The sequence below is a fragment of the Helicobacter sp. 11-8110 genome (genome assembly GCF_003288905.1).
Lineage (GTDB): Bacteria > Campylobacterota > Campylobacteria > Campylobacterales > Helicobacteraceae > Helicobacter_D > Helicobacter_D colisuis.
The window spans coordinates 30948-53481 of record NZ_NHYL01000004.1; the positions used below are offsets into that span (position 1 = coordinate 30948).

At 34.1% G+C, this 22534-nt stretch carries 22 protein-coding genes and 1 tRNA gene; 3 read left to right on the forward strand and 20 right to left on the reverse strand.

Annotated elements, in window-relative coordinates; genetic code table 11:
* Positions 1-71: 71 nt before the first annotated feature.
* From CCY98_RS04910 to pheS, 9 genes are all read right to left on the reverse strand, one after another.
* Positions 72-2186, reverse strand: coding sequence for a carbon starvation CstA family protein (locus CCY98_RS04910; RefSeq protein WP_112057475.1), 2115 nt, complete (start codon positions 2184-2186; stop codon positions 72-74).
* A gap of 301 nt (positions 2187-2487) precedes the next feature.
* Positions 2488-2574: transfer RNA gene (locus CCY98_RS04915), tRNA-Leu, on the reverse strand.
* A 71-nt stretch (positions 2575-2645) separates the two neighbouring features.
* Positions 2646-4229 (reverse strand): phosphoglycerate dehydrogenase, encoded by a 1584-nt coding sequence (gene serA, locus CCY98_RS04920; RefSeq protein ID WP_112057476.1) that lies wholly within the window; start codon positions 4227-4229, stop codon positions 2646-2648.
* 12 nt (positions 4230-4241) lie between these two features.
* Positions 4242-4730: a hypothetical protein gene (locus tag CCY98_RS04925; RefSeq protein WP_112057477.1), complete on the reverse strand. Its 489-nt coding sequence runs from the start codon at positions 4728-4730 to the stop codon at positions 4242-4244.
* An 11-nt stretch (positions 4731-4741) separates the two neighbouring features.
* Positions 4742-6418, reverse strand: coding sequence for a 30S ribosomal protein S1 (locus tag CCY98_RS04930; RefSeq protein ID WP_112057478.1), 1677 nt, complete (start codon positions 6416-6418; stop codon positions 4742-4744).
* A gap of 69 nt (positions 6419-6487) precedes the next feature.
* Positions 6488-7312 (reverse strand): 4-hydroxy-3-methylbut-2-enyl diphosphate reductase, encoded by an 825-nt coding sequence (locus CCY98_RS04935; protein ID WP_112057479.1) that lies wholly within the window; start codon positions 7310-7312, stop codon positions 6488-6490.
* Positions 7303-8613, reverse strand: a complete 1311-nt coding sequence (gene aroA, locus CCY98_RS04940) for a 3-phosphoshikimate 1-carboxyvinyltransferase (protein ID WP_112057480.1) — start codon at positions 8611-8613, stop codon at positions 7303-7305. Before aroA ends, CCY98_RS04935 begins: the two co-directional genes overlap by 10 nt.
* Complete coding sequence (gene pheT, locus CCY98_RS04945) at positions 8610-10985, reverse strand: phenylalanine--tRNA ligase subunit beta (RefSeq protein WP_112057481.1); 2376 nt, start codon at positions 10983-10985, stop codon at positions 8610-8612. Before pheT ends, aroA begins: the two co-directional genes overlap by 4 nt.
* Positions 10982-11977: a phenylalanine--tRNA ligase subunit alpha gene (pheS, locus tag CCY98_RS04950; RefSeq protein ID WP_112057482.1), complete on the reverse strand. Its 996-nt coding sequence runs from the start codon at positions 11975-11977 to the stop codon at positions 10982-10984. Before pheS ends, pheT begins: the two co-directional genes overlap by 4 nt.
* A 137-nt stretch (positions 11978-12114) precedes the next feature.
* On the opposite strand from pheS, the gene CCY98_RS04955 reads away from it, so the two are divergent.
* The gene (locus tag CCY98_RS04955) at positions 12115-12495 is read left to right on the forward strand and encodes a histidine triad nucleotide-binding protein (protein ID WP_112057483.1); all 381 of its coding nucleotides are present in this window, start codon (positions 12115-12117) and stop codon (positions 12493-12495) included.
* Positions 12496-12525: 30 nt separating this feature from the next.
* Here CCY98_RS04955 and CCY98_RS04960 read toward each other — a convergent pair whose 3' ends face one another.
* The 8 genes from CCY98_RS04960 to tatB are packed head-to-tail and all read right to left on the reverse strand — an operon-like array spanning position 12526 to position 17901.
* Positions 12526-13884 (reverse strand): type IV pili methyl-accepting chemotaxis transducer N-terminal domain-containing protein, encoded by a 1359-nt coding sequence (locus CCY98_RS04960; protein WP_112057484.1) that lies wholly within the window; start codon positions 13882-13884, stop codon positions 12526-12528.
* The gene (locus tag CCY98_RS04965; RefSeq protein ID WP_112057485.1) at positions 13881-14531 is read right to left on the reverse strand and encodes a Crp/Fnr family transcriptional regulator; all 651 of its coding nucleotides are present in this window, start codon (positions 14529-14531) and stop codon (positions 13881-13883) included. Before CCY98_RS04965 ends, CCY98_RS04960 begins: the two co-directional genes overlap by 4 nt.
* On the reverse strand, positions 14519-14887 hold the full coding sequence (locus CCY98_RS04970) for a hypothetical protein (RefSeq protein ID WP_112057486.1): 369 nt from the start codon (positions 14885-14887) through the stop codon (positions 14519-14521). The genes CCY98_RS04965 and CCY98_RS04970 overlap by 13 nt, the downstream gene beginning before the upstream one ends.
* The gene (locus CCY98_RS04975; RefSeq protein ID WP_112057487.1) at positions 14888-15106 is read right to left on the reverse strand and encodes a PP0621 family protein; all 219 of its coding nucleotides are present in this window, start codon (positions 15104-15106) and stop codon (positions 14888-14890) included.
* Entirely contained in the window at positions 15103-15672 is a 570-nt protein-coding gene (gene rsmG / locus CCY98_RS04980) for a 16S rRNA (guanine(527)-N(7))-methyltransferase RsmG (protein WP_112057488.1), read from the reverse strand. The genes CCY98_RS04975 and rsmG overlap by 4 nt, the downstream gene beginning before the upstream one ends.
* On the reverse strand, positions 15669-16709 hold the full coding sequence (gene queA / locus CCY98_RS04985) for a tRNA preQ1(34) S-adenosylmethionine ribosyltransferase-isomerase QueA (protein WP_181566550.1): 1041 nt from the start codon (positions 16707-16709) through the stop codon (positions 15669-15671). The genes rsmG and queA overlap by 4 nt, the downstream gene beginning before the upstream one ends.
* The gene (gene tatC / locus CCY98_RS04990) at positions 16702-17436 is read right to left on the reverse strand and encodes a twin-arginine translocase subunit TatC (RefSeq protein WP_112057490.1); all 735 of its coding nucleotides are present in this window, start codon (positions 17434-17436) and stop codon (positions 16702-16704) included. The genes queA and tatC overlap by 8 nt, the downstream gene beginning before the upstream one ends.
* A gap of 18 nt (positions 17437-17454) precedes the next feature.
* Complete coding sequence (tatB, locus tag CCY98_RS04995) at positions 17455-17901, reverse strand: Sec-independent protein translocase protein TatB (RefSeq protein ID WP_112057491.1); 447 nt, start codon at positions 17899-17901, stop codon at positions 17455-17457.
* A gap of 119 nt (positions 17902-18020) precedes the next feature.
* Here tatB and CCY98_RS05000 point away from each other — a divergent pair, with 119 nt between their 5' ends.
* Positions 18021-18314 (forward strand): hypothetical protein, encoded by a 294-nt coding sequence (locus CCY98_RS05000; protein WP_112057492.1) that lies wholly within the window; start codon positions 18021-18023, stop codon positions 18312-18314.
* On the opposite strand, the gene CCY98_RS05005 is transcribed toward CCY98_RS05000, so the two are convergent.
* Together CCY98_RS05005 and CCY98_RS05010 are read right to left on the reverse strand one after the other, a co-directional pair.
* Positions 18311-18607: a YciI family protein gene (locus CCY98_RS05005; RefSeq protein ID WP_112057493.1), complete on the reverse strand. Its 297-nt coding sequence runs from the start codon at positions 18605-18607 to the stop codon at positions 18311-18313. The two genes, CCY98_RS05000 and CCY98_RS05005, sit on opposite strands and share 4 nt — an antisense overlap.
* Positions 18608-18645: 38 nt before the next feature.
* Positions 18646-19263 carry a thiamine phosphate synthase gene (locus CCY98_RS05010; protein WP_112057494.1) on the reverse strand — a complete coding sequence of 206 codons (618 nt, stop codon included), beginning with the start codon at positions 19261-19263 and terminating at the stop codon, positions 18646-18648.
* A gap of 85 nt (positions 19264-19348) precedes the next feature.
* Between CCY98_RS05010 and hypF the strand changes: the two genes are divergently transcribed.
* Entirely contained in the window at positions 19349-21664 is a 2316-nt protein-coding gene (gene hypF, locus CCY98_RS05015) for a carbamoyltransferase HypF (RefSeq protein ID WP_258438948.1), read from the forward strand.
* A 23-nt stretch (positions 21665-21687) separates the two neighbouring features.
* On the opposite strand, the gene CCY98_RS05020 is transcribed toward hypF, so the two are convergent.
* A complete protein-coding gene (locus tag CCY98_RS05020) occupies positions 21688-22530 on the reverse strand; it encodes a c-type cytochrome (protein ID WP_112057496.1) in 843 nt (280 codons plus the stop codon).
* Between the last annotated feature and the right edge of the window lie 4 nt (positions 22531-22534).

Genomic DNA, 22534 nt, shown 5'->3' on the forward strand with positions numbered 1-22534 from the left:
TAAATTCTAAGAATTTATCTAAGAGTCCAAAAGTAGAAAATTTTAAAATAGGCTCAAAAAGCCTATTTTATTTAGTGTGCTACCACTTTACCTTCATAATCGCTAGCATTAAGGTAAGGTGATTCGGCAAGTGGAATATCATTTTCTCCCCTACTACATTTCCAACAAATGCGAATTGTTTGCAATAGCACCAAACAAGTTACTATCATAAAGAATGCACATAACCCTGCATTAATTAGATTATTAGTAGCAATGGTGGCAAATTTTTCTGCCAATTCTACATTAGTTTCAATTGCGGCTTTTGCACTATTGATTTGCCAAAGCGCAATGTGGCTAACTGAATCATGAATCTTCTCACCATTAGCAGGAAGCAACTTTAAGATACCTGCATAAAGAGTTGAAACCAAAACCCAAACCGCAGGAATAATAGCAACCCAAGCTTGTTTGCCTCGACCCATTTTGAATAAAACCGCAATTACAAGCAAAAGCGCCATACCTGCTAACATTTGATTGGAGACTCCAAAAAGCGTCCAAAGCGATTTGATTCCACCTTGCGGATCTGTTACGCCTTGATAAAGAATATAACCCCAAGCTACAACACAAATTAAAGTTGCAACAACCCCCCAAAATATCGAATGAATATTTCCTATTGGCTTATAAACATTTCCTAAAATATCTTGCACCATAAATCTTCCTGCTCTAGTCCCTGCATCAACAGCAGTAAGAATAAAAAGTGCTTCAAACAAAATAGCAAAATGATACCAAAATGCAATAGAACCCTGATTAAACAAAGGTATTTTAGAAACAATCATTGCTAATCCAATTGCAAAAGTAGGTGCCCCACCTGTGCGGCTCAACACACTATTTTCTCCAATACTCTCAGCCATTCCCAAGATTTCTTGAGGCGTGATAACAAATCCAAAATTACTAATTGTTTGTGCCGCTACACTTGCAGCTTGCGCCACATCTGAAATCCCAGTTGTTCCAAGTCCTGCAGGAGCAACATTGATGGCAAAATATAAACCTGGAGTTAAAATACAAGCTGCAATCAAAGCCATGATAGCAACTGCTGATTCCATAATCATAGAACCATATCCAACCATTCTAGCATGAGATTCTTTTTCAAGCATTTTTGGTGTAGTCCCACTTGAAATCAATGCATGGAATCCACTAATGGCTCCACAAGCGATGGTGATAAACAAGAAAGGGAAAAACTGACCACTAAAAACAGGACCACTTCCATCAATAAATTTTGTAATACTAGGAAATTGCACATCTGGTCTTACAATTAAGATTCCAAGTCCCATAAGCACAATAACACCAATTTTTAAAAATGTGCTCAAATAATCTCTAGGTGCAAGCAAAAACCAAACAGGCAAAATTGCAGCAACAAAACCATACGCAATCATTATATAAGTTAATGTAACAGGACTTAAAGTAAAAACAGAAGCTAAGAATTCATTTTCTGCCACTACACTTCCATAATACAATGCCAAAATCAATAAAATAAACCCTATAATACTTGCTTCACCAATCTTACCAGGACGCAAAAATCGCATATGTAGCCCCATATAAATGGCAATAGGAATTGTCATTGCAATTGTAAAAAGCCCCCAAGGAGATTCTGCTAACGCATTAACTACAACAAGAGCCAAAATTGCAATAATTAGCATCATAATACCTAAAATCCCTATCATCGCAATACTTCCTACGCCCTTACCAAGCTCTAGTTTAATCATCTCTCCTAAACTTTTACCATTTCTGCGTGTAGAGATAAATAGCACGGTAAAGTCATGCACAGCCCCTGCTAAAACAACTCCAACAACAATCCAAATCATACCAGGTAAATAACCCATTTGTGCAGCAAGAATTGGACCTACAAGTGGACCTGCCCCAGCAATTGCGGCAAAATGATGACCAAAAAGAACGATTTTATTTGTTGGAACAAAATCTCTACCATCATTCATACTTAAAGCAGGTGTTGCACGATTATCATCAAGTCCAAGCACCTTTGTGGCAATATACTTGGAATAAAACCGATATCCAATAGCATAAATACAAACAGCCGCTACAACAATCCATACAGCTGAGATTTGCTCACCTCTATGTAATGCCAAAACTCCAAAGCCCCATGCACCAATAAATGCAACGATAGCCCAAAGTAATAAACCTAAAAGCTTATTCATTAATCATCCTTTAAAAAAATAATGACGTGCATATTATTCTATATTTCTCTACAAAATTACACAAAGAAATAAAAAAGAATTATTATTTTAGGCTTTTTTTAAAAAAAATGTTTAATTTTTACTCATATACTCTAAGTTCATAAGTCTATCGCCAAACAATTATCTTAAATTCGTTGCCTTTTGCCAAAAATTAACTTTTAAAATACTCAATTAAAAAAATAAGCAACATAAAGAAGTGGGACTAGAAAGATTCTACAAATAGACCATAAAAAATAAAGAGATTAAAAAAAATGTAAGTATGTGGTGCCGAGGGTCGGAATCGAACCGACACGGGGTTGCCCCCACCAGATTTTGAGTCTGGCGCGTCTACCAATTTCACCACCCCGGCTCTTGTTGGAACTGGAATTATTACCAAAATTAGCTCAAATTTTACTTAATTCCTCCAAAAAAGGAGGAAAATTATAGAACAACATATCTAATAGATAAACAAGCTTCAATAGCAGAAAGTTCTTTTATAACTTCATTAGAAACTTCATCATCGACAAGAATCACAGCCAAAGCTTCTTTACCATATCGCCCAAGTCTAAAGTCTGCAATATTAATATTATATTTCGCCAAAGTTGTCCCAACAAAACCAATGACCCCTGGAGTATCATTGTTTCTAAAGAGAATCATACGCCCCCTTGGTGCAATATCAAGCTCAAAATGATTGATTTCTACAATTTTTGGCGTATTTTCATTAAACACAGTTCCAGAAACACTAAATTCTCCCTCTTGAGTTAGCAGGGTTAGCCTAATTTGATTTCTATAAACATTTTGCAGTGTTTTAACTTCAAGTGCAATCTCTACCCCTCGCTCTTTTGCCACATAAGGAGCATTAACATAATTAACTTTATCTCCAATGGTTGCATTTAAAATACCAACTAACGCGAAAGTAGAAAGCGAAGATAAATATTCACTAATCTCTCCTTGTGCTTCAAGTTTAATGGATCGAATCTCGTTTTTATTAACCTGAATTGCAAAAAATGCCATTTTTTGAACTAATTCCAAATAAGCCTTCATAAAATCTGGTAATTCAGTTTCCTTAATAGGCAGATTCAAAGCATTAGGAAAACTAGAGCCTCTTGCTGATTCAAGTGCTGCTTCTGCAGCCTCAATAGCAATTTTTTCTTGGGATTCAAGCGTATTAGCTCCAATATGTGGAGTTACATAGATATTTGATAAATCTAGTAATTTATTAGAAGTGGCAGGTTCTTTTGTAAAAACATCAATTCCTGCCCATCTTACTTTACCACTCTCTAAAGCTTCAAAAAGAGCATCTTCATTATACAAGCCACCTCTAGCGCAATTAATCAAAATAACGCCATCTTTCATTTTAGCGATTTGTTCTTTATTGATAATATTGATGGTTTCTTTATTTTTTGGAGTATGAATCGTAATAATATCACAAGCTAAAATTTCATTAAAATCTTTTGTATAAGCGATTCCTAAATCTGTAGCCTTTGCTGGATTAATATAAGGATCGTATGCAATCACTTCCATTTCAAAAGCTTTCATGCGCTTTCCAACACGACTCCCAATATTACCAAAACCAATAATCCCAAGCTTTTTACCTTTTAACTCCGTGCCATACCAATCTTCACGCTTCCATACTCGATCAGCTTTAAGTTGCGCATTAGCTCCTGGAAAATTTCTAATAGCGCTCAAAATGTGCGCACAAGTTAATTCCACTGCAGCAATAGTATTTGCCGTTGGAACATTCATCACTACCACACCACGCTTACTAGAAGCTTCAATATCCACATTATCTACACCTACTCCAGCACGAACAACTGCTCTAAGTTTGGTAGCCATTGATAAAAATGATTCATCAACATCTGTAGAACTCCTTGTAATAGCCACATCCGCTTTATGAAGCTCTTTTTTTAATTCATCTTTTGGTAAGCTTGCAAGATTTAACACTTCAACATCCGTTGCCTTCTCTAGCAAATCCAAACCGCTTTGATGAATATGATCACAAACTATGATTGTAAATTTAGACATCTTAACTCCTTTTTAAGATTTAGACAAAGAATAATGAATTTCATAATGTTTTAACTCTTCTAAAACACTACGCAAATATTTCTCATCATCTGTAGCGACAACCAACCAAATACTTTCTCCTACCTTATAATAGGAATAATCGATATTATTAGCACTTAAAACTTGATTAATGCAAAAAAACTGATAATCATCAATGATTCCTACAGAAACTCTAAATGTTTCTGTGTCATCTTTTTTGAGATTCTTTCCAAATAATAATTTCACACGCAACTCAGAGGCAGGATAAAAGTAGCTAACCCCGCCCTTAGCTGAGAGCTGATTTAGCCAACTTAGCTCCTTAGGTATTTTTATTGTTGCATTATCTTCTACTTTTTCTAATTGATAAGGTTCTACATTCGGAATCGAATAAGAATGTATTGCCTGTGCATAATCCCGTATTAAAACATACAGAATCGCAAAAGTTAGAAAACTAAAAACACCTATCAAAACTCTTGTTTGCATTGCAAATTCTTTTAAGAGATTTGATTTTTAAGAATATCTCCCAATGTCATTTTATCATCGGCATTACTATTAAAATTTTTTAGATTAGCTTTTTCTTTTTGCTTCTCTAAGCGTCTAATAGAAACTCGAATTTTATTGTTTTGTTTATCAATTAAAGAAATAACGCCTTTAATGGAATCTCCGATTTTGATTTCTTCTTTTTTGATTGGGAATAAATCTTCATTGCGGATTAGAGCATCCATATCTTCATCTAGCTTAATAAATACTCCAAAGTCTTTAATGTCTCTAACTACACCTTGAACCTCTTCATCTTCAGAATGTTTTTTAGCAAATTCTTCTACCGGTGAAGCAATGATTCCTTTGCGTGTTAATGAGATTCTTTCCTTTTCTTTATCAATTTTAGCAATTTTCACTTCAATTTCATCACCAATTTTCATTAAATCTTTACATTTTTCATTCTTATTCCAATATGCATCTTCATTATGCAACAAACCATCAATTCCATCTAATTTAATAAAGGCACCGAAATCTGTGAGTGTTGCAACAGAGCCTTTTAAAATATCACCTTCTTTATGTTTTTTGACAAACTGCGCAAAAGGCTTATCGAGCAATTTCTTTAAAGACACCCTTAAGCGTCTCTCTTTTGTATCAATTTCAATGACTTCTACATCAATTTCTTGCCCTGTTTTCAAAAACTCTTCTGGGTTTTGAATATTTTTGTTCCAAGAAATTTCTGAGATATGCAAAAATCCTTCAATATCATTTCCTAAATCCACAAATACACCATAAGGCTCAATATTGCTCACAATAACCTTAATCGCATCCCCTACTTCTAGCTCATTCTCAACTTCTTTCCAAGGATCTTCAATGGTATTTTTAATAGAAAGTGCTAAGCGTCTTTTGTCTTTATCGTATGAAAGGATTTTAACTGATACTTTATCGCCCTCTTTATAGATTTTCGAAGGATTAACTGGTCCTTTGTGGCTAATCTCAGTGTAATGCACCAAGCCTTCTACACCTTCTACATCCACAAACATACCAAAACTTGTGATTTTCTTGATAGTTCCTTCTAATGCACCCTCTTGTTTAAGCAAATTCTCAATCACATCCTTTTTGACGCTATTTTCAATCTCAAACAAACGCTTTCTTGAAATCACAATGCTATCTTCTTCAGGTTTAACATTAATAATACATGCTTTGATGCGCTTACCTTCATTTTTACTTCCCTCTTTGAAAGCTGCCACAAATTTAGGCATAAAGAATTCTACACCCTCACCCTCTACGATATAACCACCTTTATTTTTCTTGACAACTATGCCCTCAACAATTTTATCTTTATAATCTTCACCAAGATTCTTAATGTATTTGCGAATCTTTTCTCTGCGAACTGCTTTTTTATAAGAAACCAAAGGTTGCTCATTTCTTTTTCCCATAATCACTATAGGCAACAAATCTCCAACTTTGAAAAGCAAATTCCCTTGAGAGTCTTGAATTTCACTCACAGCAATAACACCCTCTTTTTTTTCTCCTGAAACTGCAATAATAACCTGCCCATTTTCAATAGAGACTATCTCACCTTGTGAAATTTTTTCACTCTCTCTTTTCTCGTATTGCTCTAACATTAAAGCAAAATCTTCATCAACTATAATTTCATCCAATTCTTGTATATTAATTCCTACCACAGCCATCTGCGCCCTTTTTAAAAAATAAAATATTTCTATTGTAACTCAACTAGCCTTTTAAAAGTATTAAAAGCACTAATATTTTTGGATTGTTTTAACAACTTCATTAATAATCCAATTTGGAGTTGATGCTCCAGCACTCACTCCGCAGAGCTTTTTGCCATTAAACCATTCTTGATTTAACTCCCTAAAATCCTCTATTAAGTAACAATCTTCGCAATATTCCTTAGAAATATTATAAAGCTGTTTTGTGTTAGAAGAATTTTTTCCACCAACAATCACCATAATATCCACTTCTTTAGCAAGATTCCTAGCTGATTCTTGATTATCAAAAGTTGCATTGCAAATTGTATTAAACACGCGACACTCCGAACATTGTCGAATCAAAAAGTCTGCTATTTCTAAAAAAATTTCAATGTTTTTAGTTGTTTGAGAAATCAGCACAACTTTATCGGGAACTTTAGCTTGTTTGAGTGCTTCTAGGCTCTCTACCACCAAAGGAGTTGTTTTACAATAACTCATTACTCCCTTTACCTCAGGGTGTTTCTCATCGCCAAAAATAATAATCCCATAACCCTCATTGCTCATTTTTTCACAAATTTCTTGCGGTTTGGTTACAAAAGGACATGTTGCATCAGTAATATTCTTTGTCTTTTCCCTTAACTTTTGCAAATCCTCTTTTGTGATTCCGTGAGTGCGAATGATTACTTCAGCATCTTTGGGAATCTCTTGAATATTTTCATTCACAACCACATTAAATTTATCTTTTAGGCGATTGATTTCTTTAGCATTATGAATTAAAGGTCCTAGCGTGATTCCATTAGGCTTACTTTCAGCTAACTTTATGGCGCGTCTCACACCAAAACAAAACCCATAGCTTTTAGCTAATTTTACTTGCATTCTCTTTTCTCCACCTGCGTGATTTTGCTCAAAATTTCTAAAAAGTTAGGAAATGAAATGTTGATATATTCTGCTTGGGTAATCTCCATTCCATTTTTCAATCCCGCAATTGCAAAACTCATCGCTATTCTATGATCTCCATAACTAGGAACTTCCGCCCTTTTAATCTCTCCTCCTTTAATCTCAAAACCATCTTCTAGCTCTCTTGCTTCAATCCCACAAAGTTTCAAATTTTCAACTACTGCCTTGATTCTATCGGTTTCTTTAACCCTTAATTCCTTGGCATTTTTTACCTTACTTACTCCCTTAGCGCATGCCATTGCAATAGCTAATGCAGGAATCTCATCAATCAACCACGAAATTTTCTCACTCACTTCAACACTCTGCAAACTTTGCGGTGAAAGAATCTCAATATCACCGATACTTTCATAGGTATTTAAAACTTCTTTATAGATGATTTTTGCACCCATTTTTTCCAAGATTCTAAAAGCTTCGATTCGTGTTGGATTTAATAAAATATTTTTTAACACAAGATGAGAATTTGGCATAATAGCAGCTGCTAAAGCAAAGAAAAAGGCACTTGAAGGATCGGCTGGAATCTCCATCACAAGCGGTTTAAGCTTTTGTTTTAAAGGCAAAAGGTGTATCTCCACTTCACCTGCTTTATTGATTTTACTTTCAATCTCAGCACCCATTCCACTTAGCATTCGTTCAGTATGGTCGCGACTAAGCTCGGGCTCTTTGTAGCGCGAATCGCCCTTTGCAAAAAGCCCACTTAGCAACAAAGCTGATTTTACTTGTGCGCTTGGAATTTGACTGGTATAATCAAAAGCTTGTAAATTTCCATTTCCTACCACAACAAGTGGCGCTAGATTCCCATCTTCTCGACCCAAAATCGTAGCCCCAATACTTCTTAATGGCAACACAACGCGTTTCATAGGACGCCTATTTAAATAACAATCTCCACTTAAGACAAACAAGCCTTTTTGCGCACTAAGCAACCCCAAATAAAGCCTAATAGCTGTTCCTGCATTACCACATTCTAAAATGCTTCTTGGCTCTTGAATGTTTGGCGGTGGAGTTAGCACCATTTCACTGCCTTCTTCTCTCACTTCCAAACCAAGCCTTTTAGCAATATTCAAACTATCTAGCGTATCTTCGCCTTTAAGGTAATTGCGAATCAAAGAAGGCTTATCGCTCAAAAGCGAAAAAATAGCACAACGATGCGAAATAGATTTGTCTGCAGCAATCTCTTGTATCTCAAGATCAAAGCTTGATGCGCCCAAAACTCTCAAAATCATCGCAATACTACCTTATGATTCTGCGCTAATGCTTCTAAAACTTGATCCATCACACTCCCAATGTCTTTTTCTTCTAAAGTTTTTTGGTGTGATTGAAGTTCAAAGCGGATAGTTAAGCTAATTGATTCTTTGAGATTATCATCTTTATAAATATCTAGTGGATAAAAGCCAACAATAACAGGAATATTCAAACTAGAAATTGTCTCTTTTAGGCGATAATAAGGGATTGATTTATTTACAACCACACTTAAATCTCGAGTGATTTTTTGGAATTTCGAATACATTTCAACTTGTGGATTTTTGCTAGAGAGTTTTTCTAAATCCACTTCACACAAGTAAGTATCTTCTAGCCCAAACTCTTCTGCAATTTGCGGATGAAGTGCTGAGAGAATACCGAGTTCTTGATTGTTATAAATCATTTTTGCACATTGTCCTGGGTGAAAAATTCCTACCTTGCTTTGCGTTTCTTGCAATGAAAATTCTCCAATTACACGGGAGATTCTATTAGCAAAAGCAAAATAATCTCCTTTAATTCCTTTTGCATTAGGATAGCGCTCTTGTGCTACTAATCCACTTTGCAAGAATGCAATTTTTGTGCTTTGATTGCGATTAGAATCATAAACTTCTCCTACTTCCATTAGAGAAATCCCATTAAAACCATTGTTTTTATTCAATCGTGCTGCCTCTAACAAACCTAAAAGCAAGGTGCTTCGCAAAGTATTTAACTCATTAGTGATAGGATTAAGCAATTCTAGCTCATCCTTCAAGACTTCAAAGCCATATCGTTGAAGTTTTTGTTTATCTTGAAAAACAAAATGCACACTCTCATTAAAATTTACTCCAATTGCTTTTTTAGCTAGTTGCCGTTTAAAGCGATAAAAGTTTGATTCAGCATTGTTTTGATTACCTTGAATGAGTACCAAAGGCTGACTTGGAATCTCATCAATCCCAATAAATCTAATCACTTCTTCTGCTACATCTTGATAGCTTGAAATATCGTGTCTAAAAGGTGGTGGCGTTACCACAAGCAAATTTTCATCCACAGGAATCTCGATTTTAAATTCCAATGCCTGTAAAATCTGCACAACTTTTGTGCGATCCAACCCAGTCCCAATTGTCTTAGCTATTAAAGGAATGCTAATAGTGATAGGATTGCAATTTTGTGTTGCGATTAGCTCTTGAGAATCGCTATATAAAATAACATCTTCACAACACAAAAGCTTACCTAATACATCAAAACCCATTTGCAAATTAGGATTACTGCCTCTGGCTGTGCGCTGAAAAACTTTAGGATCCACTTTGGATTTACTTTTAGTTTCTAAAACCTTCTGTGCAATGACTTTGGGAGGAATATAACTTGCCTCTAAGATAATAAACTCTCTTCCTTCTCCTAGATCTCTTAAGCTTTCTTCATTTAAGCAAGATTTAATGCCAATCACAGAAAGTTTTTTACCATTATGATAAACGCTCTCAAAACCTAACTCATCAACTTGAATATTTAACACCACTTTATTTTCCCCAGAAGCTTTGCCTAATTGACAAAATGTCTGTGGATAAGCATTTAAAATCACCCCACTCACTAGCGTAGAAAAATTCAAAGTATTTAAAAGCCAATGCTTTGCCAAAGAATCATTGTAAGCTAAAAATAAACTCACGCAAAGTGGAATCACAATGGGTTCTGTCTCCATTGCACAATACAACAAAGAAGAATCATGCCCTTTTTCTGCTGTAATTTGCAACACACGACCAATACCTGGTGCATTTTCTGTGCTTTTTAGCGATTCTAGTGGTTTTCTCTCCAAATTAAGCGCCACACTTAAATCCCTAGCAATTCCAATTAAACTCATACAATCACCGCGATTTGGAGTAATTGAAACTTCATAAACCTCATCATTAAAATGTGGATATTCCAAGAGTTCTTTACCAATCTCTAATACACCAATACTTCCATCAAGCTCCACAATTCCATCATTAATAGCAGGAAATCCAAGCTCGGTCGTAGAACATAGCATACCACAACTCTCTACTCCTCTTAATACCGCCTTTTTGATTGTAACTTGCGGTAAAATAGCCCCCTCTAACGCAACAGCAACAAAGATTCCCACTCTAGCATTGGGAGCACCACAAACAATTTGTCGCATCTCATAATTGCCCTCACTTCCACTCACTGCAACTTGACAAACATTTAATTTAGTAGCATCGGGATGCTTTTGACACTCCAAAATTTTGCCCACCACAACCTTTTTTGGAGCACAAATTTTTTGGAACGATTCCACTTCCAAACCAATTTTATTTAATGTTTTATAAATTACCTCGCTACTGACATTCTCTAAAGGTAAAAAATGCTTTAAAATACTTCTTGTAAATTTCATTGAAACTGCTCCAAAATTCTCAAATCACTTTCAAAAAATGCGCGTAAATCTGGCACACTATAAGCCAACATTGCAAATCTCTCAACTCCCAATCCAAAGGCATAACCACTAACATCCTCATATCCAACTGCCCTAAAGACATTTTCACTCACACATCCACAACCAAGCACTTCCAACCAACCCGTGTGAGAACAAACGCGACAACCCTCTCCTTTGCAAAAAATACAACTCATATCTACTTCCGCGCTAGGCTCTGTAAAAGGGAAATAGCTTGATCTAAATCGAACCTTTACATCCCCAAACATATATTTTAAAAAATCTTCCAAAATAAACTTCAAATTCGCAAAACTCACAGAATCTTTACCATTCTCAACAACCAAACCCTCCACTTGATGAAACATTGGCGTATGTGTCAAATCATAATCGCAACGAAAAACATTCCCCGGACAAATCATACGAATAGGAGGCTTTTGAGATTCCATTGTTCGAATCTGCACAGGAGAAGTATGTGTCCTTAAGAGCTTTCCATCTTTAAAATAAAAAGTATCTTGCATATCTCTTGCTGGATGATATTTTGGAAGATTTAAGGCTTCAAAATTATGAAAATCATCTTCTACTAAAGGTCCTGTTTTAATCATAAAATTCATACTTAAAAAATACTCTACAATTCTATCTAACATTAGCATAATTGGATGATTTGAGCCTTTAAAACTACAAGGACTAAACAAAGAAACATCAATTTTTTGTGCTTGTAATTTCTCTTGCAATTCTTTAAAACTTAACTCTTCTTTTTTATTAGCCAAAGCTTTTTCAAATTCAATTTTTAATAAATTCAATTCTTTTGCCAAAGTCTTTTTCTGGGCTTCATCGCAATTTTTTAATGCTGCAAATTTTGCAGTCAAACTTCCTTTTTTTCCCATCACCGAAATACGAATCTCTTCTAATTCTGCAGTGTTTTTAGCTTGATTAATTCTAGAAAATACCTCTTCCAATAGTTCCTTCCTGTTTTCTAAGTCAATTATTTTTAGAAATTGTAATAAAAAAATGATTTACTTTTCTTAATTTTTTAAAAAATACTGCACAAAATTAAGGTAGAATTCCAAAAAAACTTCTTAATAAAGGATTGCAAATGACTATTTTTGAAAAAATTATCAAAGGTGAAGCACCTTGTAATAAAGTTTTAGAAAATGAAGATTTTCTTGCTTTCCACGATATTGCCCCAAAAGCCCCCATTCATGTCTTAATCATTCCCAAAAAATTCACTAAAGACTTCCAGCAATTAAGCCCCAAAGAAATGGCGGGAATGACAGAATTTATCCAAGAATGCGCCAAAACCCTAGGTTTAGACAAAAATGGTTACCGCATCATTAGCAATGTTGGAATTGATGGAGGACAAGAGATTCCTTACCTGCACTTTCATCTTCTAGGAGGTGCTAAATTGCGCTGGGATAATCTTGCACAAAACATTTCTGAACAGCAAAGACTTGAAGAAGCCAAAAAGGGAATGTAATCAATCTTTTTGCTTACTTAAATTTAGAATCTACTTTTTATTTTCCTTTTCTTCGCAGGATTTTTCAATATCCTGCAAAATTGCATGGAGCTTTTCTAGTAATCTTGCAACAACAATTAATTGCTCACTGGATTGAATCGCTATATCTTCACCCAAATTAATCGCGTTTTCTATGCTTTTTCTTTTATTTTGACTAATTTGTGTCATTTCAAGCTTTTCTCTAATTTCCTCACTTAATTCTAAAATCTCTCGACTAATATCATCACTCAATTCTTTAGCGCGATTTGAAGTTTCTTTTGCCATATGGAATTTATTTAAAAAACTAGAAAGATTCTTTGAAGCAAGAGACAATTCACTTTCCCCCTCTAGCTTGATAGCCTCTGCTAGATTCCCCTTAAAATCGCCTTGTGCTAACATTTGGGTTTTTTTAACAAACTTTTTAAGATGCGTGTGAATATTAAATAAATTTCTCATTGAATGCAATGCCAAAAGCACCATAATAAAAGCCGCTACATATTGAAATTTTTCCAAATAAGAGCGCGAATGAGTAGAAACATCTGAATAATAATTCACCATCCAGTTAATCTGATTTAACAAATCCGTATTCTGCACAGCAATATTTTTTAAGTTCCCTACTATTGCCTCTTGCATAACCATAGCACTTTGAAGATGCCGATAATAAACTCTCCAAAACTCATAATTTTCCTTAATAGCCTTATAAACATTAGGGTATTTTTGATAATTTTTATTGCGATAAAAACTTAAAATCATAGAATCATACAAATCACAAACTTCTTTTAATTCACGATAAGAAACACCATCCCATTGATTAGTATAATGGATTAGTAAATACGCCATTCTTTGAATAAGCATTCTTTGCTTACCCGCCTCATCAATCATGTGTTGTGGTATTTTTGCTTCCACCATCGTTTGAACAATACGATCTGAAAGCCTTAAAATTACCAAATTATTATCCTCTAAAAAATTTCTATCTATATAGATATTGTATGCCTTTTTTTGAAAATCTTGCACCTCTTTTTTAAAGACTAACCATTGCTTCTTAATTGAATTAAGCTGCTTAATAATTGTCAAATTAGTAGATGCATTAATGTTTTCATCCTGACTGCCATATTGCAAAATATCAAGATTGCTTTCAAAATCCTTAATAGACTGATTTAGTTCATCAAATCCTCGCTTATTTTGAGAGTTAATCATAAAAATTTCTTTAGCAATTTTTTGAGTAAGCATTCTTTGTTTGCCTGCAATATTAATCAAATACCCATCTTGCAAGCTTCTTTGATTAATCAAAATAACAGAAACCATCATAATCCCTACACAAATTGTTGTGATAATGCCAATAACGATAAGGCGTGTAACGATTTTTGTCATTTTGCATCCTGTTTAAAAATCATTTGAAGTTTATGCAAATCTAAAATCTCTATTTTTCCTGCTTGATTGGTTTTTATTATATTATCGCGATGCAGTTTTTTTAGAATCCTTGAAAGTGTTTCTGGTTGAATATTCAAAAAAGCTGCATTTTCTTGTTTTTTATGGGTATTAAACTCATCTAAATCAGAATACAAAGAATAAGCAACTTTAGCTGTGCTATCAAAAATCAATTCTCTCAAAACTACATTTTCAAAAACCTTAATCCTTTTAAACGCCTCTTTGAAAAACATTTTTAAAATCTGTGGATAAGAATCAAAAACAGCTTGCAATCCCTCTACTCCAAAACAAGCCACCAAAGAATCTTCTACACACTCCACATTCATAAAAGATACTAATTTTTTTGTATCATCACAATCATTTAATAAACCTTTTGTAGAGATGCCAAAAAATACTTCACTATCAAATCTATCCACTTTATAAATTTTCACGCCACCCTTAATTAAAAAATAAATTTCTCTAACTTCATCTTCTTCATAAAAAATAATTTCTTTCTTTTTATATTTTTTTAAAGTAGCAATCCTAGCCAAAGCTTTTTGCGATTCTAAATCTAATTCACAAAATGGCTCAAACTCCCCTAAATTTTCCAAAAAATTACCCCATCAATCCCTGCCTTAGCAGCGTGTTCAATTTCGTAGTCCAATGAAATACACAATAAAACTTTTGAATCAAATAAATAATTTTCAGCTAATTTTTGTATTTCCTTTGCTTTTTGCAAATCTTCACAAATTAAAAATTTTACTCCAAGATTCACAAGCAACAATGCCTCTGTAAGATTCCTGACCACACTGGCATATTCTACTGCATTTTCATAACAAAATTTTGCCAATTCCAAATCCCCATTAATCACTAAAAATTCATTAGGTAAAGTTTTTTCAATGGCTTTAGCTGAATCTACATAAACAATTTTTAAAGGATTAATAAGCTTATGATTTAAAATTAGCATTTAGGATCTCTCCAAGCATTCTTTAGAGCAGTAATACTCACCATTGCTAATAATTGCTTCTTTAGAAGAGATATAAATACCACATTTTTTACACTCTAGCATAATTTCTTCGCAATTAGGCTTTTTTGAGTGAGTTTCTTGTGTGTTTTTAGAGCCGATCTTTCGGACAAAAAAATAAATTCCAACCACCAATAAAATAATCAATAAAATCTTTATCATATCTTCTCTCCTTTGATTACTAAATAATTTCTAAAATCCCTCTGAAAGCACTCACACTCCAATCCTTGAGGAATCTCATTTTGCACCAAAGAACCCTTATAAAGCAAAATCAAGCTATTTTTATCAATAATTGACTGGGTTTTTTGCAAAAACCCCCCTAGGCTAAAAGTCGCTCTTGAAGTTATCAAATCTGGCTTTTTATCTAACTTAACTTCTTCCACCTTTTTGCGTAAAATCATAAATTTTTTTAATCCCAATTGTGATTTAAGATTCTGCAAAAAAGCAGCCTTTTTGGCATTAGGCTCACATAACACAACTTCAGTTCCAAGCGCAATCCCTAAAGCAACAGCCGGAAATCCATTCCCACTTCCTACATCAAAAAGCTTTGTCTTGCTTCTTAAAGTTTCACCTAAGAATTCCAAAGGATATAAAGAATCCTGAATATTTTTATAAATACTCTCCAAATCTCTAGCCCCGCTTAAACTATGAATCTCATTCCACTCTAAAAGCAATTTTGCATAAGATTCTAAAGCTTGATTAGCTTGTGTTGTTAAGTCAAAATTCATAGCACCAACATTCCATCGCCATAAGAATAAAAGCGATATTTCTTTTCAATGGCTTGTTGATAAATTCTCTTTGTCTCATCTAATCCCACAAATGACGCCACAAGCATTAATAAAGTTGTTTTAGGTAAATGAAAATTTGTTAACAAGGCATTTGTTATTATCGGCTTATTTTGGGGGTGCAAAAACAAATCACACTCTCCTTGCATTTCTTTGGTGCGAGCAAAATACTCCAAAACTCTTGCGGCAGTCGTTCCAATGGCAGTGATATGTGAAGCTTTTTTGATTTTTTCCACACTTTCTTTAGGTATTACAAAAGTTTCTTGGTGCATTTTGTGCTCCAAAATATTCTCTGTGCTTACTCCAATAAAAGTCCCTGCACCAACATGCAAGGTTACAAAAGCATTCTCAAAGTCCATTTGCAAAGCCCTAAAAGACTCTTGGCTAAAATGCAAAGAAGCTGTTGGAGCAGCAATCGCGCCCATATTTTTAGCAAAAACAGAATTATAATTTACTCTATCTTCTTGATTATCCTCACGCTTAATATAAGGTGGCAAAGGGATATGCCCAGACTGCTGCAAAAAATCAAAAAACTCTTGGTGACTTAGAGGATGCAAACATTTTTCATCTTTAAAAAATGAAACTTCCTTAAACCCCATTCCACAATCTTTAAGGATTTTTGCAAAAACTTCTCCAAACTCAACAATATTTCCTATTTTTAATCGTCCTTTTAACTGCATTAAATATAAATTTTCCACTATTTCTTTATGAAATAAAGCTTCTATTTTTCCACCACCCAAGGCTTCTTTTTGTGGTTTTTTACCATAGATTCTAGCAGGAATTACCTTAGTATCATTAAAAACTAACAAAGTCTTTTTGGGTAAAAAACTGGCAAAATCTCTAAAAGTCGTATGTGCAATAGAGCAATCTTTTCTGTCATAGACCAAAAGTTTAGCATTTTCTTGTGGCATTATTGGGCTAAGAGCGATTAGCTCTTTAGGGAGCTTATAGTCATAACTCTCTAGCAATAATTCATTCATTCTCATCTGTCTCATTTTTATAAGGATTAACTATTTTAGCAATAACAATAGACAAACCATAAAGAAACGCTAAAGGAATCGCCATTAAAAATTGAGAAAGAATATCAGGAGGGGTAAGAATAGCCGCCAAAATAAAAATAAGAACGATAGCGTATTTAAAATAATCTTTTAAAGTTTTATCTGTAACTAGTCCAATTTTTGCCAAAAAAAATGTAATTACAGGAAGCTCAAAAGAAATTCCAAATCCCACCATTAACTTTGCAAAGAATCCAACATAATCCCCAATACTTGGAAGCGCAGTAAAAAGCTGACTACCAAAATTAATCAAATAATGAAAACCCACCGGAAAAGCAATATAATACGCAAACGCACAACCACATAAAAAGAAAAAAGTTCCAAAAATCACAAAAGGGATAACAAGCTTTTTTTCATTATCATAAAGACCTGGAGCTACAAACGACCAAATCTGCCAAAATATAATAGGTAAGGCAAAAATAAATCCACTAAAAAAAGCTACTTTAATAGCCGTAAAAAATGCCTCTCCAACTTGCGTAAAAATAACACTTTCACGCCCTTTTGGTAAAGCTGCACTCAAAGGAGCCACCATCCAATCTAAAATTATTTCCCAAAAATAAAAAGAGATTAAAAAGGTTATTAAAAGCGTTATAGTAATTGCAACTAAACATTTGCGCAAGTCTTGAATATGAGGTTTCAAATCTTCAAACATTATTATCTCACTTTCTTTTTATTGATTCTTAATGGATTTTTCTTCACTCTTTGCATCTTCTTTAAAACTCAAAGTTTGCTTTGTTTGCAAAGGCTTAACCCCCTCTTTTACATTAGAAGTTTGGGGATTAGTGTTATTTGGAGTGAGTGGTGCTTCTTTTGTTTCTGAGATTTGCGGTTTTAAATCTTCCTCAAAATCCAAAGAAGAAAGCTCTTTTAAATCCATTTCTTTTGTGAAGTTCTCCACTCCTTGTGTGAGACTATTTTTGTATGCCAAAGCATCCTCTTTGATTTTATTAAGATTGACTTCCCTATCCAAGCTTTCTTTGGCATCATCCATTGTTCTTTTAACTGCTTTAATAAATTTTGCAACATCAACCAAAGCTTTAGGTAATTTCTCAGGACCCAAAAAAATAATTGCCACTGCTGCAATTACTAAAATTTCAAAAAATCCCATTCCAAACATTGATAATTTTCTGCCTTTTTTGCTTTTATCTTGTGTAAGATCGGATTTTATCTAATTTTGGAATAAAGTGTGCTTAGAGTTTTAAAATTATTAAAGTTAATTTACATAGAGGATTAACAATGAACAAATTTCTTATAATGCTTGGAATAGGATTTTTGCTAAATGGTTGCATTTCTCCCAAAACAGATGCTTTTTTAGTCGGTGCTGGACTTGGAGCGGGAGTAACTTACTATTTTTTAAATGGAGGGAAAATTGATGGGATTAGTAAAGATTCTCTCTCTAATTCACTCCAAAATTCACCAAAGCAAAATATCACTGATACTTCAATACCCTCCGAGCTAGAGTGGTATTATTTTGATAGAGATTTGTATGAACAAACCCTGCTTAATCAAAAACAATCCCTAGCAAACTAAGCCAAAAAGTCCTTTAAGAAATCTTGGTGCAAGACAGGTTCAAACTCCACCACTTCATATTTGGCGGCATTTTGCAGATAAAAAGGATCTTGTTTTGTAAAATTAACCGCTGCTTCCTTATTGTCAAATTGCCCAACAATGATTCCACCTTTGCGAGGATTTTGAGGACCACTTGCTAAAAGATTCCCACTTACATAACCTGTTTTTAAATATTCTCTATGAGAAGTAAGAATCTTTTCAATCTCTACTAACTCTTTTGTGTAAGTTACAAAAATAATAAATAAATTTTTCATTGTTTTCCTTTTTCTCTTTCTTTGATTATAACACTATTTCAAATCTTTTTCCAATTTCTTTTAAGATTTAAAATATTTTGAGTTATATCTCCCTTCCAAATACTACTAATACACGCTGCCATATCTGCATTTTGTAATTGATGAATATTTTGCTGATTGATTCCACCAATGGCACATTTTTTGATTCCTTGAATCTTTTGAAATAAATCTAGAGAAATCACCTTAGCCTGTGTTTTTGTAGAAGAAGTAAAGCAAGATCCAAAGGCAATATAATCTGCCCCAATCTCTTTAGCATTTTGCGCTAACTGCAAATCTCCATAGCAAGAAACACCCAAAATCCCCCCATAACTTTTGCGAATCATAAGCAATTCATCTAGACTATAAGGATTTACTTCCTGCTTTTTCCCTATATGTAAACCCTTTGTTTGAAGCTTCATTGCCAACTCAATTCTGTCATTTAATACAAACAAAACCCCCTCTTGTTTGCAATAATCCATTAATTCTGTTACCAAAGATTCGATTTGATTATCTTGATGAGTTTTATCGCGAAACTGAAAAATACTAACCCCACCTTTAATCGCCTTGCTTAACATTGTAAAAATCTCTTGATAAGGCGTAAGAATTTCATCACTAATTGCATAAATTCCCTGCAACATCACAAACCTCCAAACATTACTTAAAAACTCTAAGATAAAATTTTAACCTTGTTTTAATCCATTTTTGCTTATGCTTCAAAAGATAATGGAAAAAACCTATATTCTTAATTTAACCGGCATTGTTCAAGGTGTTGGATTCCGCCCTTTTGTGTATAAAATCGCAACACAAAATCACTTAAAAGGCTATGTGCTAAACAATAATCAAGGCGTAGAAATACTTGTTCAAGGCAAAAAAGAAAAACTGGAACAATTTTTTAAAGACTTAAAAAATCCCCCTAAAGCTGCCAAAATCATCTCAATCTCCAAAAAACCAATCCAAATAAAAAAAACCTTTTCCACTTTTTTAATCCAAGAAAGTCAAGCTAACTCCATAAAAACTGCCACTATTCCTGCTGATATTGCCTTATGCGAATCTTGCAAACAAGAATTTCTTGATCCTAAGAATCATCGCTTTCTTTATCCTTTTATTAGTTGCACAGATTGCGGAGGGAGATACAGCCTTATTTCTACGCTTCCCTATGATAGAAAAAATACCGCTATGCATTCCTTTGTTATGTGTGAAAACTGCCAAAAAGAATATAATAATAAGACTTCAAGACGATTCCACTCAGAAATTAACTGCTGTCCCGCTTGTGGTCCGCAACTTTTTTTTACTGATGAATTCAATTATCAAGGCGATTTTTTACCAGATTCTCAAATTCACTCTCACTTAACCAAAAAAGATTCTCCTATCAAAAATGCGCTTAAGGCTCTCAAAGAAGGTAAAATTTTAGCCATTAAGGGTATTGGTGGTTATGCCTTGGTCTGTGATGCGACCAACGCTAATTCACTAATAAACCTAAGAGAAAGAAAAAGACGCCCCAAAAAACCATTTGCACTAATGTGCAAAAATATCCAAATGGCTCAAAAATATGCTCATTTAAATTCTCAAGCAATCACTATGCTTAACTCAAGCATCTCTCCCATTGTGCTAAGTTATTCTAAAGCTAAAACCAATCTCCCTCTCTCCCTTATTGCACCAAATCTCGCAACTCTTGGAATCATACTTCCCTATTCTGCCTTGCACCATTTGCTGTTTTTTTATATTGATTTTCCTTTAGTTTTTACAAGTGCTAATATAAGCGGAGAACCGATCATTAAGGATTTTTATGGTATCACTCAAAAACTTCAAGGCGTTTGTGATGGTATTTTATTTTACAATCGCGATATTTTAAACCCCATTGATGATAGTCTTGTGAGAATTTTGGGGAAAAAGACACAAGTTTTAAGGCGTGCTAGGGGATATTTATCTGATATTCCACTGCCAACACCACCACACAGCACTAAAAACTTCATCACTCTTGGTGCCCAACAAAAATCTACTTTTTGTCTTAATCTCCACAGCAAACTTTTTTTAAGTCCGCATTTGGGGGATTTAGACAATCTTGAATCAATTAATAATTTCAAACAAAATCTAACACTCTTTAGCCAACAATATCAAGCTAAAATCCACACATTTTGCGGAGATTTACATCCAAATTATGCGCAAAGGGAATTTTTAGATGGTAGTGATTCTTGTTTTATCCAACACCATTTTGCACATCTTCTCTCCAATGTCGCAGAAAACAAAATTAGACAAGAAGTTTTAGGAGTTATTTTTGATGGCACAGGCTATGGAGCAGATGGCAATATTTGGGGTGGTGAATTTTTATTTTATGATCCTAAAAAACCACTTAGTTTTAAGCGAAAAGCTTTTTTTGCCCCTTTTAAGCTCTTAGGCGGAGAAGCAGCTATCAATGATACGCGAAGATTAGGAATAGAAGCACTATTTATTGCTTTTGGAGATGATTATAAAAACTTGAATTTACCACTTATTGATAGCCTAAAAAAAGATTATGGAGAAAATATTATTGATTTTTTCTACAAACAGCATCAAAATACGCAAAGTTATACCTGCAATTCAGCTGGTAGAATCTTTGATATGGTGGCTTCAATATGCAATCTTGTGGAAAAAACAAACTATGAGGGCGAAGGTGGAATGATTCTTGAAACACTTGCCTATAAGGCTTTAAAACACAAAAAACAAGCTAAAAGCTATCCCTTTAAAATTTCAAAAGACACAATTCTTTGGGAATCTATCATACAAGAAATCTATCATGACTTGAAAAATTACATTTCTTTAGAAAATATTGCTCTAAACTTCCATCAAACTTTTGCAAATATCATTAGCTTTATTGCTCAAAAATATCCAACAATTCTCTTAAGTGGTGGCTGTTTTCAAAATGCGATTCTTACCAAACTCACTCTTAAAGCACTCAAAGGAAAAAAAATATTTTTAAATGGAGAGATACCTTGCAATGATGGTGGAATTAGCTTTGGTCAAGCTTATTATATGAGACTAAAAACTAAGCAGAAACCCTAAGTTTCCACTAGCTTTTAAGATTTTTAATGGGCATCATGCCAAATTTTGCGTTTCCACAAATAAGCTACAACTCCCATAAGCACCATAAAGGCAACTAACTTCCAACCAAGCGATTCTCTTTCAGCTTTTTTGCTATCTCCTACACTTTCCATATAAGTAATCACTTGCTTTTCAGCTTGTTCTGTCAAACCAACTCTAGGCATTGCAGTTCCTGACAATCTTTTTTGTGGATCGTTGATGAAGGTGTGTAAATATTCCAAATTGCGACTTCGAATCATCATTGATAAATCAGGCACTTTTGTTCCCAAATAAGTCTTTAATCCACCATCTGCATACCATTTATCATATTTCATATCATGGCATCTTCCACATGCATCAACAAACACTTCTTTATCTGTCATTTCTTTTGGAGTAATACTTTGTAAATACGCTACAATATCTGCTATTTCTTGATCGCTCATCCAATCATATGCGGGCATAGGATGATTGCCGCTAAATTTATGAGTTTGCTTAGTTGCTACTGCGACATTTTTAATAGCATTAGCTAAGAAATTTTTATCATAAATTAATGCAGCACTAGAAAGATCTGGCGGAACTACCCCATAAGCAGCCAATGCGTCTGCTGGAGAAAATGGCATTTCCATACCTTCAGTTTTAATAGAATGGCATGCAACGCAATTAGCCAAAACAATTTCCTTCCCATTTGCAGCATTTCCCTCTTGAATCTCAAGAGGCTTTAAATCTGAAAAAGTATAGTCTGCAGGAGCTACTTTGGGATACATTTGCCCATGCGCAAAAGGCTCTACACCCCAATAAATAATACCTGTAACAACAACTACTACAATTAATGCTAAGAATTCTTTCATTCCA

Bases quoted from the DNA above. Each gene is read 5' to 3' on its own strand.
- CCY98_RS04910 (WP_112057475.1), bottom strand. From the start codon at position 2,186: ATGAATAAGCTTTTAGGTTTATTACTTTGGGCTATCGTTGCATTTATT.
- serA (WP_112057476.1), bottom strand. From the start codon at position 4,229: ATGTCTAAATTTACAATCATAGTTTGTGATCATATTCATCAAAGCGGT.
- CCY98_RS04925 (WP_112057477.1), bottom strand. From the start codon at position 4,730: ATGCAAACAAGAGTTTTGATAGGTGTTTTTAGTTTTCTAACTTTTGCG.
- CCY98_RS04930 (WP_112057478.1), bottom strand. From the start codon at position 6,418: ATGGCTGTGGTAGGAATTAATATACAAGAATTGGATGAAATTATAGTT.
- CCY98_RS04935 (WP_112057479.1), bottom strand. From the start codon at position 7,312: ATGCAAGTAAAATTAGCTAAAAGCTATGGGTTTTGTTTTGGTGTGAGA.
- aroA (WP_112057480.1), bottom strand. From the start codon at position 8,613: ATGATTTTGAGAGTTTTGGGCGCATCAAGCTTTGATCTTGAGATACAA.
- pheT (WP_112057481.1), bottom strand. From the start codon at position 10,985: ATGAAATTTACAAGAAGTATTTTAAAGCATTTTTTACCTTTAGAGAAT.
- CCY98_RS04955 (WP_112057483.1), top strand. From the start codon at position 12,115: ATGACTATTTTTGAAAAAATTATCAAAGGTGAAGCACCTTGTAATAAA.
- CCY98_RS04960 (WP_112057484.1), bottom strand. From the start codon at position 13,884: ATGACAAAAATCGTTACACGCCTTATCGTTATTGGCATTATCACAACA.
- CCY98_RS04970 (WP_112057486.1), bottom strand. From the start codon at position 14,887: ATGCTAATTTTAAATCATAAGCTTATTAATCCTTTAAAAATTGTTTAT.
- CCY98_RS04975 (WP_112057487.1), bottom strand. From the start codon at position 15,106: ATGATAAAGATTTTATTGATTATTTTATTGGTGGTTGGAATTTATTTT.
- rsmG (WP_112057488.1), bottom strand. From the start codon at position 15,672: ATGAATTTTGACTTAACAACACAAGCTAATCAAGCTTTAGAATCTTAT.
- queA (WP_181566550.1), bottom strand. From the start codon at position 16,709: ATGAATGAATTATTGCTAGAGAGTTATGACTATAAGCTCCCTAAAGAG.
- tatC (WP_112057490.1), bottom strand. From the start codon at position 17,436: ATGTTTGAAGATTTGAAACCTCATATTCAAGACTTGCGCAAATGTTTA.
- tatB (WP_112057491.1), bottom strand. From the start codon at position 17,901: ATGTTTGGAATGGGATTTTTTGAAATTTTAGTAATTGCAGCAGTGGCA.
- CCY98_RS05000 (WP_112057492.1), top strand. From the start codon at position 18,021: ATGAACAAATTTCTTATAATGCTTGGAATAGGATTTTTGCTAAATGGT.
- CCY98_RS05005 (WP_112057493.1), bottom strand. From the start codon at position 18,607: ATGAAAAATTTATTTATTATTTTTGTAACTTACACAAAAGAGTTAGTA.
- CCY98_RS05010 (WP_112057494.1), bottom strand. From the start codon at position 19,263: ATGTTGCAGGGAATTTATGCAATTAGTGATGAAATTCTTACGCCTTAT.
- hypF (WP_258438948.1), top strand. From the start codon at position 19,349: ATGGAAAAAACCTATATTCTTAATTTAACCGGCATTGTTCAAGGTGTT.
- CCY98_RS05020 (WP_112057496.1), bottom strand. From the start codon at position 22,530: ATGAAAGAATTCTTAGCATTAATTGTAGTAGTTGTTGTTACAGGTATT.